The following is a 12,528-nucleotide window of genomic DNA, read 5'->3' as shown; positions in this document are numbered from 1 at the left end:
AATCATGTACACCGACCTCACCGGCAAGGTCGTGCTCGTCTCCGGCTCCAGCTCCGGCATCGGGCGGGCGACCGCGTTGGCCTATGCGACCGAAGGGGCCCGGGTCGGCATCACCTACCACCGCGACCGGGACGGCGCGGAGCAGACGGCGGAGGCAGTCCGGGCGGCCGGCGGCGAGGGCCTCGTCTGCCGGTACGACCTGCGCGACGAGCGCACCGCCCAGGACACGGTCGAGCAGGTCGCCGAGCGCTGGGGCGGCCTGGACGTGCTGGTCGCCAACGCCATCAGCTGGGGCGACGCCATCCCGCGGCCCGGCGCGCCGCGCCCGGCGTTCGAGGACGTGCCGGCTAAGCAGTGGCAGGACGTGCTGCAGACGACCGTGGCCGGCCCGTACCACCTGGTGCAGGCGGCGCTGCCGGCGATGCGCGGGCGGCCGTGGGGCCGGATCGTCTTCCTCGGCGCCGGACTGGCCGACACCGGCCTGCCCGGTGCCGGCTCGTACGGCGCCGGCAAGTCGGCCCTCTACGGCCTGGCCCGCAGCCTGGCCTGGGAGCTGGGCGAGCGCGACATCCTGGTCAACACCGTGGTGCCCGGCCAGACGCTGACCGCCAATGTGCTGGCCCACATGCCGGCGCCGGCCCGCGAGGCGAAGGCCGCCACGCTGCCCACCGGGCGCATGTCCACCCCAGAGGATGTGGCCACGGCCGTGGTTTTCCTCGGCTCGGCCGCCAACGGCAACATCACCGGGGAGACGCTGCGGGTCACCGGCGGTAGCTGAGCCGGCGTTCCGCTGCGACGGCCGGTGACCCGGAACGGGGTCGCCGGCCGTCGTGCGTTCCGGCCTCCGTCCAGCGGCGTTCGAGCGGCCCTCGACGCGCGTACGCGACGGTGTGCCGGACCGAGCACCCGCACCACCGGAGGAGATGGCGTGACCACAACCGACGCGACCACATCCACTGTCGGAGTGGACCCTGGTCCGCTCATCCGACTCACCATCGCCGACTGCGGCGCAAAGGTCCTGCAGAGCGCGGTGCAACTGGACGTCTTCACGGCGCTGGCGGCCGGCCCGAAGGACGCCGCGGAGCTGGCAGGGGCGGCGGGGCTGCATCCGCGGCTGGCCGCCGACTTCCTCGACGCGCTGGCCGGGCTGGGGCTGCTGATCCGCGAGGACGGCCGGTACCGCAACAGCCCGCTCTCCGACGCCTATCTGGTGCAGGGCCGGGACACCTACCTGGGCGGGTTCGTCGATCTGACCAACGAGACGCTGTACGGCACCTGGGGTCGGCTCACCGAGGCGCTGCGCACCGGGGAGCCGCAGCACCTCGACCCGGACAAGGGCGGCTTCGTGGGCGACAGGCACGCCGACCCGGAGAAGATGAAACGCTTCCTCAAGGGACTGGACGCGTTCAGCGACCGGATGGGCGCCGAGTTGGCCGAGGCGGTCGACTGGAGCGGCTACCGGTCCTTCGTCGACCTGGGCGGCGCTCGGGGCAACCTGGCGGCGGTGCTGGTGGACCGGCACCCGCACCTGGACGCGACCTGTTACGACCTGCCCCGCACCGGGCCGATCTTCGACGAGCACATCAGCCGGCTGGGCCGGACCGGCCGCGTCCGGTTCGTGGGCGGTGACTTCTTCACCGACCCGATCCCGCAGGCGGACGTGATCGTTCTCGGCCACATTCTGCACGGCTTCGACGCCGACCAGTCCCGGCGCCTGCTGCGCCGGGTGTACCAGGCGGTCCGTCCCGGCGGCTCGGTGCTGATCTACGACCGCATGATCGACGACGCCCGGAGCAACGCCGACCGGCTGCTCAGCAGCCTGCACATGCGACTGGTCAGCCGGGACGGCGGCGAGTACCGGGTGGCCGACTGCCGAGCGTGGGTGGCCGCAGCCGGTTTCACCGACGGTGGCGACCGGCCGCTGCTCGGCACCCACACCCTTGTCATCGGCAGCCGACCCGGAGGAGCGCAATGACCGACCGCCACCATCCGGTGCTGATCGTCGGCGGCGGCCTGACCGGCCTGTCCACCGCGGTGTTCCTCGCCTGGCACGGCGCCTCCGCCACCCTGGTGGAGCGGCACCCGGGCACCTCCGAGCACCCCAAGGCGCGGGCCATCAACCCGCGCACCATGGAGGTGTTCGGCGCGGTCGGGATGGCCGAGGCGGTCCGGGCCGGCCGCTCACCGATCTCCGGCAACACCGACCTGGTGCACGTGGAAACCCTGGCCGGCCACGAGCGGATGCGGATGCCGAGCGCCACGCCGGAGGCGATCGACCGGATCAGCCCGGCCAGCTGGACCCTGATCGATCAGAACCAGCTGGAGCCGATCCTGCGCCGCCGCGCCGAGGAGGTCGGCGTCGACCTGCGGTTCGGCACCGAGCTGGTGGCGCTGAGCCAGGACGGCGACGGCGTCCGGGCGACGCTGCGCGAGCGGTCGTCCGGCTCCGAGTACGACGTCACCGCCGATCATCTGGTCGCCGCCGACGGCAGCCGCAGCCCGGTGCGGGCCCTGCTCGGTATCGGGCACCACGGGCCCGGTGTGATCACCGAGCTGGTCAGCTTCTTCTTCGACGCCGACCTCACCGAGGCGTTGCGCGGGCGCCGGATCATCGCGGCGTACGTCAACAACGACGAAGTGCGCGGCACGATCATCCCGCTGGACAACGACCGGCGCTGGGTGATGAACGTGTCGTACTTCCCGGACCGCGGGCAGCGCGCCGAGGACTTCGACGACCAGCGGTGCACGGCGATCGTCCGGGCCGCGGTCGGGGTGTCGGACCTGCCCGTGACGATCGTCGGCGGTAGCCGACCGGGCTGGGACATCTCGGCCCGGGTGGCCGACCGGATGCGCGACGGCCGGGTGCTGGTTGCCGGGGACGCGGCGCACGTCATGCCACCGACCGGCGCGTTCGGCGCCAGCACCGGGATTCAGGACGCGTACAACCTCGCCTGGAAGCTCGCCCTGGTGCACCGGGGCCTGGCCGGCCCGGCCCTGCTCGACAGCTACGACCAGGAGCGTCGGCCGGTCGCCGAACGCACGGTCGAACAGGCCATGCTGCGGTTCGCGATCCGGGAGGGCAAGCGGTTCGAGGACGTGGCCGGCGGGATGGTCAGCGAAGAGACCATGACGTTCGGCTACCGGTATCCGTGCGGCGCGTTCCTGCCCGAGCAGGGCACCGACGACACACTGGAGGACCCGTTCACGCCCGGCGGACGTCCCGGTGCCAGGGCGCCGCACGTCATCCTCGGCGATTTCTCCACGATCGACCTGTTCGGCCGGAACTTCGTGGTGCTGGCCAACGGCGGCGAGCCGGACTGGGCGGCGGCCGCGACCAGCGCGGGGGCCAAGTTCGGCGTCCAGGTCGACACCCACGCCATCGAGCCCGAGGTTCCCGGTTTCGCGGAGCGGTACGGCCTGCAGCCCGGTGGCGCGGCACTGATCCGTCCGGACGGCTTCGTGGCCTGGCGTACCGCCCGGCGGCCGGCCGACCCCGGTGCCGCCCTGATCGAGGCGCTGCGAACGGTCCTGGCCGTCTGAACCGTGGCACCGGCAATGGCTTCTCCCGGGTCCGTCCGATCCGGGAGAGGCCATTGATCCTTTCCAGTCGCGCTCCAGCCGAGCCCGAGTGCCGCTTGCCAGGGTGAGGTGCAGCGTCCGGCCGCCCGGGTCGGGCCTGATCGAGGAGGCGCGCATGAGCTTGGTGGACCGGACTCTCACGATGATCGTGCTGACCGGCTCCGGATTGCTGGCCGGGGTGCTCTTCGCGGTGGCGCTGAGCGTTGTCCCGGCGCTCGAGGCGATGACCCCCGACCGGTACGTGGCCACCCATCAGTTGCTCGGCCGCCGCTACGACCGGGTGATGCCGCTGATCAACCTGGCCTCGTTCGGGTCCGCGGTGAGTCTGGCGGTCCGTAGCCCGCACGGCGCCCGCACCGCGCTGCTGACCGGCGTCGCGATTGCTCTGGTCGGCGTCGCCCTTGTGTCCCAGCTGGGGAACGTGCCGATCAACAGCCGGGTCAAGCGCACCGATCCGGCCGAGGTCGACGAATCCTGGCCGGACCCGCGGCGACGGTGGCGCGGCTGGAACCTGTTGCGTACCGGGTTCGCGGTGACCGCCTGCCTGCTGGCGGCCGCCGCCGTGGTGGTGCAGGCGTGACCGCCCCGGCGATCGTGCGCCCGATCCCGGCCCCGGTACCGGAGGGGCAGGACGCTCAGCTGCGGGAACGGCTGGCCGGGCCGGCACCCGGGCCGATGGGGGAGCGGTTGGTGCTGCTGCACTTCCGCGGTCGGCGTACCGGCCGTGACCTTGAGGTGATCGCCGGCCTGCACCGGCTCGGCGACGGCCTCTTCATCGCCACCGGCAGCCGATGGCGGCACAACTTCGCCGGCGGGGCGCACGCTGCGATGACCTGGCGGGGCCGCCGGCGGCCGGTCGAGCTGCGGCTGGTCGACTCGTTCGACCGCACGGTGGCCGGCTACACGCACCTGATCAACGAGTACGGCCGGGCCGGCGCGGAACGCCGGCTCGGCATCACCATCAATGTGGATCGCGCTCCGACAGACGAGGAGGTCCGCGACGCGGTGCGCCGCTGCGGCCTGTCGCTGGTCGAGGTGCGGCTGGAGGAGGAATCGGTATGAGCGGACTGGCAGCGTGGGTGGACTTCGGCCGGGAGGACGTGGTGAACCCGGCGATGGTGCGGCAGATGGCCCGACGGCTGCGCCACCGGGGCCCGGACGGCGAGGGGGAGTGGTCGGCGCCGCACGTCGCGTTCGCCGTCCAGCGGCTCGCCGCGGTCGCGCCGGCCGTCACTGCGCAGCCGGCGGTCGCGCCGGACCGGGCTGTCCTGATGCTCGACGGAATGATCTACAACCATGAGGACCTACGGCGTGAGCTGCGCGGACGCGGGCGCTGGTGCCCCAGCGGCGGTGACGCGGAGGTGGCCCTGGCGGCCTATGTGGAGTGGGGTGCGGAGTTCGCGTCCCGGCTGGAGGGCATGTTCGCGATCGTCGTCTGGGACCCGCGCCGCGAGGAGCTGCTGCTGGTCCGCGACCGGCTCGGCGTCAAGCCGCTCTGCTACGCCCAACGCGGCACCGGCCTGATCGCCGGCTCCGAGCCCAAGGCGCTGCTCGCGCATCCCGCCGTGGACCCGGTGGTGGATGCCGACGGGCTGCGTGAGCTGTTCGCCCACGGCAAGCTTCCCGGGACCACCGTCTTCAAGGACATTTTCGAGGTACGCCCGGGGCACTGCGTGCGGTTCGGCGGCAGTGGCCTGATCCAGCAGCGGTACTGGACCCTGGAAGCGGTGCCGCACCAGGACGACCTGCCGGCCACCGTGGCCGCCGTCCGGCGGTTGCTCACCGAGGCGGTGTCCAGTCACCGGCGCGGCGACGTGCCGGTGGACGCGATGCTCTCCGGTGGCATCGACTCCAGCGCGCTGACCGCCCTGGCCGCGCGCGACGACGCCGGCCTGCGGTCGTACTCGGTGAACTTCGCCGGCTACACGGAGAACTTCCGGCCGCATCCGACGATGCGGGCCACCCCGGACGCGCCGTTCGCCGCGATGGTGGCCGAGCACGTCGGCACCCGGCACACCGAGATCCTGGTGGACCTGGCAGAGCTGACCGATCCCGGGCTGCACCGCGCCGCGATGGCCGCGCAGGACGCACCGTCGCCGCTCGGCGACATGGACGCCTCGCTGCTGCTGTTCTTCCGACGGCTGGGGGAGCAGGGCCGCCGCGCGGTGCTCTCCGGGGAGACCGCCGACGAGGTCTTCGACGGCTACTTCTGGGCGTACGACCCGCAGCACAGCAACTCGACGACTTTCCCGTGGGTCTCGTTCGAGCGCGGCCACGACGCGGCCGCCGGCGGCCTGGGCTGTTCCCTGATCGACCGGTCCCTGCGTAAAGGGCTCGACTTCCTCGGGTACGCCGACAGCCACTACCGGGACGCGCTGACCGAGGTGTCACACCTGCCGGGTGCGACGGCCCAGGAGCGCCGAGCGCGGGAGGTGACCTACCTGGCGCTCACCCGATGGGCGCCGACGCACCTGGACCGGGCGGATCGGTTGAGCATGGCCGCGGGCGTCCAGTTGCGGCCGCCGTTCTGCGATCACCGGCTGATCGAGTACGTCTACAACGTGCCGGCCGAGCTGAAGCGGGCCGGCGGGCGGGAGAAGGGCTTGCTCCGCGAGGCGGTCGGTGACCTGCTGCCGGCGCCGGTGCTGCAGCGCCGTAAGAGCGCCTACCCGACCATCCAGGAGGCCGCCTACGGCGATGCGGTGCGGCGCCGGTTCGCCGAGGTGGCCAGTGATCCCGGGGCGGCGGTCGCCCCGTTGCTCGACCCGGCGGCGACCACTGCTGCGCTGGCCGCGGCCGAGGCGCCGAAAGGCGCGTTCGCCTGGGTGGAGCGGGCCAGCATGGAGATGGTCCTGCAACTGGACGCCTGGCTCACCGACTACGCGGTCGTATTGAGGGTGTGATCATCTCACGGAAAGTAACCAGCCAGGGCGGGCTGCGGCAATTAATATTAATGTAATCACGCATATGACGGTTGCAACTTGATCCGGCTTCTCCGTTGTCCCAGGGGGCGGACATCGCCGCGCCGCCCCCTGGTCGGCCCCCCGGCCGCCGCGCTTCGCCCTGCTGGCGGCTGTTGCTGACAGCTCGCTGAAAGCGCCGAGCGTTTCGAAATCGCTCTCATTCAAGGGGAAGTTGTTCGCGGAAAATGGTCGAGATCCCATTTCTGGGCGCCTCGGTAAAGGCCGGCTGAATTGAATTGCAGAGTAACGCGATGTGACACAGGGCGGTGTGTCGAAGGTCGCTCCCCTCTTGGTGCATCGAGCGTGACCTGCGGTTTCGTTGCCCCTTACAAGGTCGCAATGCATTTAACCAGTCCTTTCAGCAGCCCTCGAGCAATCTTCGAGCCCTTGTTAGCCCAATGTCGCCTGGCTAGTGTGAGTGACGGCCTGACGGGAAACCTCTGTGAAGGACGCCAATGAGTCAAGGCGTGGGCCAGGACGGGGGCGAAGTGATCAAGATAGAGTTATTGGGTTCGCTGCGGGTGTGGCGGAAACGAGACCTGACACCGTCGGCGCCGAAGCTGCGCCGGGTGCTGGCCGCCCTGGTGCTGAACGCAAACTTGATGGTCAGCGTCGAGCAGCTCGCCGAGGAGCTCTGGGAGAACAGCCCGCCCGCCAGCGCGCAGACCACCATGCAGACCTACATCTATCAACTCCGTCGCCGGCTCGGGCTCGCCGAGGAACAGAGCCGGCCGGCGCATCTCGACGCGGCCGACGCCTCGGCCGCCCCGGTCCTGCTGACTCGGGTCGGTGGTTACGAGCTGCGGCTCGGCGACAGTGCATGGGTCGACGTGCACGAATTTGACCGGGCGGTCAGCCGGGGCCGGGCCCAGCTCGACAGCGGCCGGCTCGAGGAGGCGGTGGAGACCCTGGGCGCGGGACTGGCGCTCTGGCGCGGCCCGGCGCTGGTCGACATCACGGTCGGCCGGCAGCTCTCGGTCTGGGTGACCGAGCTGGAGGAGCGCCGCAAGACCACGATGGAGCGACGGTTCGGCGCCCTGTTGCAGATGGGCCGGCACCACGCGATCGTGGATGAGCTGGCTGGCGTGGTCGCGACGTTCCCGACCCACGAAGGCTTCGCCCGGCAGCTGATGCTCGCGTTACACCGCAGCGGCCGCCGGGCCGAGGGGCTGGACGTCTTCCGCAAGCTGCGAGGCCGGCTGGTCGAGGAGCTGGGGGTGGAGCCGTCCGCCGCGCTGCACCGGCTGCACCAGGGCATCCTCACCGACGACCCGAAACTTTACGCTTTGCCGCACGGGACCGGCACCGAACATGCGCCTGCGGTCGTCCGGCCGCGCCCGGCCCCGGTCGCTGCGACGACCCGGTCGATGACCGCGCCGGCACAGCTGCCGGCCGGTATCCCTGACTTCGTCGGGCGTGAGCAGGAGCTGTCGCAGGTGGAGCGGGTGCTCACGGCCAGCCGGCCGAGCGACTACGGGGCCCGGATCGTCGAGGTGCACGGGCCGTTCGGGATCGGCAAGACCACGTTCGCGGTGCGGGCGGCCCATCGCGTACGCGAGCACTTCCCGGACGGTCAGCTCTTCGTCGACGCCTCCGGGCTCACCTCGGGCGACGTACGGATGGCCGACGTGCTGACCGCCACGCTGCGCTCGTGCGGACTGCCCCGGGAGACGCTGCCGGAGAGCGTCGCCGACCTGAGCCGGACGCTGCGCAGTTGGACCGGCGACCGTCGGGTGCTGCTGGTCATCGACGACGTGCTCAGCGCCGAGCTGCTCAAACCGTTGCTGCCGGGCTCCTCGGGGTGCGCGGTCGTCTGCACCAACCGGTACCGCCACGAGGGTCTGCCCGGGGCGTACCGTGTCACCCTGCCGACCCCGACCATGGACGAGGGGCTGCGCCTGTTCGCCGGGATCGCCGGCTCCTGGCGGATCGAGGACGAGGGCGAGGTGGTCGAGGAGTTGCTCACCATGTGCGAACTGCTGCCGCTGGTGGTCCGCGGTGTCGCCAGCCGACTGTCGACCCGTCCCGGCTGGAGCGCCGGGCGGCTGCGCGACCGCCTGCGGGTCGACGAGTCGATGTTCCTGGATCTCGCGGCCGGCCCGGTCAACCTGGTCGGCAGCATCGCCCTGAGCTACCGCAATCTGCCCGACGCGCACCGCCGGGTGCTGCAAATGATGGCCACCGCCCTGCCGGCCGGCCGGACACCGCGGGGGGTGGCCGACGAGATCGGCGAGACACCGGAGGCCGCCGAGATCATTCTGGAACACCTGGTCGACATGAACCTGGCGGTGGAGATGCCCGCCGCCAACCAGCCCAGCCACCGCCCGCTCACCTCGCTGCCCCAGTACCGCTACCGGTTGCCCCGGCTCATCGCGCTCGCGCTCCGCTCGATCATCCGGGCCGAGGAGTCCGGCCTGTACTCCGCAGCCGTGCCGCTGCCCAGCGCCCCCCAGTTCCACTGGTCCCCGTTCTCGCTGAGCGCGGTTCACCCGGCCTGACCTCCCCCGACGGCGATGCGCCCTGCCCTGACGGGCAGGGCGCATCGCCGTTCTCATGCCTCGACGCGGCCTCCAGACAGGTTCCATCACCTTTCCAGAGCGGTCCACCAGGGTGAGGACAGGACCCGAGAACCCCTGGAGGGAATGTGCACCGAAGTCTGATCGTGGCCAGGATGAAGCCCGGCGATGCGGGGGCCGTGGCCGGCGTCTTCGCCGACTCGGACCGGACCGACCTGCCGCGGATGATCGGGGTCACCCGCCGGACTCTGTTCCGCTTTCACGACCTCTACTTCCACCTGGTGGAGGCGCCGGAGGACATCACGCCGAACCTCTACCGGGCGCGCAGCCACCCGCTGTACGGCCAGATCAATACCCGGCTCGGCGACTTCATCTCCCCCTACGACCCGAACTGGCGTGAGCCCAAGGATGCGATGGCCGAACCGTTCTACGTCTGGACGCCCGAGGACGGCCCGGTCTTCGCTGCCGACGCCGAGCGGGGGAGCGCCTGATGGGGGCCCAGAAGGTGGCGGTCGCCGAGGTGGCGGCGAACACCCGGCGCGGCGGCGACATCCGGGTCACGCTCAGCCCGAAGACGGTCGGCTGCACGTCCGGCTTCGGCGGGGTGCTCACCCTGGCGCCCGGCGACCGGGTCGCTGAGCACCTGCATCCGCACTCTGAGGAGTTCCTGCACGTCATCGCAGGCTCGCTGGAGATGTCGGTGGACGGCGTCCCGGTGCGCCTGCAGCCCGGTGACTCCCTGCTGGTGCCGATCGGCGTACGGCACCGCCTGGTGAACGTGGGATCGGAGGAGGCCCGCGCGGTCTTCCACCTGTCCCCGCTGGCCCCACGTCCGGAGCTGGGTCACGTCGATCTGGAGGAGACCGGACCGGGCGCCAACCCGGACGTCGGGGGCGGATCGTGACCCGCCGCGCGGTGATCACCGGAATCGGCGCGGTCGCGCCCGGCGGCATCGGCCGGGAACCGATGTGGGACCTGCTGACCGCCGGCCGCACCGCCACCCGGACCATCTCGCTGTTCGACGCGTCGAACTTCCGCTCCCGGATCGCCGCCGAGTGCGACTTCGACCCGGTCGCCGCCGGCCTGAGCCCGCAGGAGATCCGCCGGATGGACCGGGCCGCCCAGTTCGCCGTGGTTTCGGCCCGGGAGGCGATCGCCGACAGCGGCATCGACCTGGCCGACCACGACCCGGCCCGGATCACGGTCAGCGTGGGCAGTGCGGTCGGCTGCACGATGGGGCTCGAGCAGGAGTACGCGGTGCTCTCCGACGCCGGTCGGCAGTGGCTGGTCGACCACCGGTACGGCGTCCCGCACCTGTACGGCTACATGGTGCCCAGCACGCTGGCCGTCGAGGTGGCCTGGCAGGCCGGCGCGGAGGGGCCGGTGGCGCTGATCTCCACCGGCTGCACGTCCGGGCTGGACGCGGTCGGGCACGCCGTGCAGGTGATCGAGGAGGGCGGTGCCGACCTGGCGGTGGCCGGCGCCACCGACGCGCCGCTGGCGCCGATCACCTCGGCCTGCTTCGACGCGATCCGGGCCACCTCGCCGGACAACGACGACCCGGAGCACGCCTCCCGGCCGTTCGACGGGCGCCGCAACGGATTCGTCCTCGGCGAGGGCTCGGCGATCATGGTGATAGAGGAGGCCGAGGCGGCCCGGCGGCGCGGGGCCCGGGTCTACGCCGAGGTGTCCGGGTTCGCGAGCCGCAGCAACGCGCACCACATGACCGGGCTCAAGCCGGACGGCCGGGAGATGGCCGAGGCCATCCGGGTGGCACTGGACCGGGCCCGGCTTGACCCGTCCGCGGTGGACTACGTCAACGCGCACGGTTCCGGCACCAAGCAGAACGACCGCCACGAGACCGCGGCGTTCAAACGGACCCTCGGGGCGCATGCCTACGACGTGCCGGTCAGCTCGATCAAATCGATGATCGGGCACTCACTGGGTGCGATCGGCTCGCTGGAGGTCGCCGCGTCGGCGCTGGCCCTGCACCACCAGGTGGTGCCGCCGACGGCCAACCTCACGGTCGCCGACCCGGAGTGCGATCTCGACTACGTGCCCGGCGACGCGCGTGCCCACCGGATGGACGTGGTGCTCAGCGTCGGCAGCGGGTTCGGCGGATTCCAGAGCGCCATGGTGCTGAGCCGGTGGTGACGTCGAGTGGCTCTCGAGAGCGAATCCAGAAGTGAGCGGCATGGTGCAACGAGACCGTTCCGCAGGAATCGGGGGACATCCGTGAAGTCATCCAGCGCCGTGGTGACCGGGATCGGCGTCGTCGCGCCAACCGGGGTCACCACCGAGGAACACTGGGCATCCGTGCTGGCGGGCAAGAGCGGGATCGGCCGGATCACCCGCTTCGACGCCGGCGGCTACCCCGTCCGGGTGGCCGGTCAGGTGCCCGGCTTCCGGGCAGCCGAGCAGGTTCCCGCCCGGTTGGTGCCGCAGACCGACCGCGGTACCCACTTCGGGCTGGTCGCCGCCGCGGACGCCCTGACCGACGCCGGCGTCAACCCGGCAGAGCTGCCCGAGTACGAGATGGCCGTGGTCACCGCGGCCTCGTCCGGCGGCACCGAGTTCGGCCAGCACGAGATGGAACGCCTCTACACCAAGGGACCGCACTGGGTCGGTGCCTACCAGTCGATCGCCTGGTTCTACGCCGCCACCACCGGCCAGGTGTCGATCCGGCACGGGATGCGCGGGCCCTGCGGAGTGATCTGCACCGAGCAGGCCGGCGGGCTCGACGTGCTGGGCCAGTCCCGGCGGCTGCTCGCCAGCGGGTCCCAGCTGGTGCTCAGTGGCGGAGCCGACGCCTCGCTCTGCCCGTACGGCTTGGTCGCGCAGCTGAGCAACGGCGGGCTGTCGGCGGAACCCGACCCTGCCCGGGCGTACCTGCCGTTCGACGCCGACGCGTCCGGACACGTGCCCGGCGAAGGTGCCGCGATGCTGGTCATCGAGGATGCGGCGGCGGCCGTCGAGCGCGGCGCCGCCGTCTACGGCCGGATCGCCGGGTACGCCGCCGGCTTCGACCCGCCGCCCGGCTCGCCGCGTCCACCCGTGCTGGCCCGCACCATCCGCGCCGCACTCACCGAGGCGCAGCTCGAGCCTGGCGCGGTCGACATGGTCTTCGCCGACGCCGCCGGGATCCCGTCGGCCGACCAGCTCGAGGCCGAGGCGCTGGCCGAGATCTTCACACCCGGCGGCGTGCCGGTGACCGCGCCGAAGGCGCTGACCGGCCGGATGTACGCCGCCGGCGCCGCGCTCGACGTCGCCACCGCCCTGCTCGCCTTGCGCGCCGGCGTGATCCCACCGACCGGGCCGGTCACCCGACCAGCCGTCGGCCCCGCCCTCGACCTGGTCTGCGAGACCCGCCGCAGCGAGCCGCGCAGCGCGCTGGTGCTCGCCCGCGGCTACGGCGGTTTCACCGCAGCACTGGTCCTGACCGTCTGACCACCACCGAAAGGAGAGATTCG

The 12,528-nt window shown here is 71.8% G+C and carries 11 protein-coding genes; all 11 read left to right on the top strand.

The genetic code is table 11. The features are described 5' to 3' along the window. Positions 1 to 4: 4 nt before the first annotated feature. The 11 genes from ABUL08_RS19910 (at position 5) to ABUL08_RS19860 (ending at position 12,505) form a co-directional block, all read left to right on the top strand. On the top strand, positions 5 to 778 hold the full coding sequence (locus ABUL08_RS19910; RefSeq protein ID WP_350931434.1) for an SDR family NAD(P)-dependent oxidoreductase: 774 nt from the start codon (positions 5 to 7) through the stop codon (positions 776 to 778). 186 nt (positions 779 to 964) lie between these two features. Next, a complete protein-coding gene (locus ABUL08_RS19905; RefSeq protein ID WP_350931432.1) occupies positions 965 to 1,975 on the top strand; it encodes a methyltransferase in 1,011 nt (336 codons plus the stop codon). Beyond that, positions 1,972 to 3,540, top strand: coding sequence for an FAD-dependent oxidoreductase (locus tag ABUL08_RS19900; protein WP_350931431.1), 1,569 nt, complete (start codon positions 1,972 to 1,974; stop codon positions 3,538 to 3,540). Before ABUL08_RS19905 ends, ABUL08_RS19900 begins: the two co-directional genes overlap by 4 nt. A 154-nt stretch (positions 3,541 to 3,694) precedes the next feature. Further along, on the top strand, positions 3,695 to 4,159 hold the full coding sequence (locus ABUL08_RS19895) for a DUF1772 domain-containing protein (protein ID WP_350931430.1): 465 nt from the start codon (positions 3,695 to 3,697) through the stop codon (positions 4,157 to 4,159). Next, positions 4,156 to 4,641 carry a hypothetical protein gene (locus ABUL08_RS19890; protein ID WP_350931429.1) on the top strand — a complete coding sequence of 162 codons (486 nt, stop codon included), beginning with the start codon at positions 4,156 to 4,158 and terminating at the stop codon, positions 4,639 to 4,641. Before ABUL08_RS19895 ends, ABUL08_RS19890 begins: the two co-directional genes overlap by 4 nt. Then, complete coding sequence (asnB, locus tag ABUL08_RS19885) at positions 4,638 to 6,482, top strand: asparagine synthase (glutamine-hydrolyzing) (RefSeq protein ID WP_350931428.1); 1,845 nt, start codon at positions 4,638 to 4,640, stop codon at positions 6,480 to 6,482. Before ABUL08_RS19890 ends, asnB begins: the two co-directional genes overlap by 4 nt. A 527-nt stretch (positions 6,483 to 7,009) precedes the next feature. Continuing rightward, positions 7,010 to 9,040: an AfsR/SARP family transcriptional regulator gene (locus ABUL08_RS19880; protein ID WP_350931427.1), complete on the top strand. Its 2,031-nt coding sequence runs from the start codon at positions 7,010 to 7,012 to the stop codon at positions 9,038 to 9,040. Between the two features lie 146 nt (positions 9,041 to 9,186). After that, a complete protein-coding gene (locus ABUL08_RS19875; RefSeq protein ID WP_350931426.1) occupies positions 9,187 to 9,549 on the top strand; it encodes a TcmI family type II polyketide cyclase in 363 nt (120 codons plus the stop codon). Further along, positions 9,549 to 9,962: a cupin domain-containing protein gene (locus tag ABUL08_RS19870; RefSeq protein ID WP_350931424.1), complete on the top strand. Its 414-nt coding sequence runs from the start codon at positions 9,549 to 9,551 to the stop codon at positions 9,960 to 9,962. Before ABUL08_RS19875 ends, ABUL08_RS19870 begins: the two co-directional genes overlap by 1 nt. Then, the gene (locus ABUL08_RS19865; protein WP_350931423.1) at positions 9,959 to 11,212 is read left to right on the top strand and encodes a beta-ketoacyl-[acyl-carrier-protein] synthase family protein; all 1,254 of its coding nucleotides are present in this window, start codon (positions 9,959 to 9,961) and stop codon (positions 11,210 to 11,212) included. The genes ABUL08_RS19870 and ABUL08_RS19865 overlap by 4 nt, the downstream gene beginning before the upstream one ends. An 81-nt stretch (positions 11,213 to 11,293) precedes the next feature. Then, positions 11,294 to 12,505, top strand: a complete 1,212-nt coding sequence (locus ABUL08_RS19860) for a ketosynthase chain-length factor (RefSeq protein ID WP_350931422.1) — start codon at positions 11,294 to 11,296, stop codon at positions 12,503 to 12,505. The last annotated feature ends 23 nt before the right edge of the window (positions 12,506 to 12,528 follow it).

This window comes from Micromonospora sp. CCTCC AA 2012012, assembly GCF_040499845.1.
Taxonomy (GTDB): Bacteria; Actinomycetota; Actinomycetes; order Mycobacteriales; family Micromonosporaceae; genus Micromonospora; species Micromonospora mangrovi.
The sequence above is the reverse complement of the archived record's forward strand: the minus strand, read 5'-3'. Positions and strand labels throughout refer to the sequence as shown.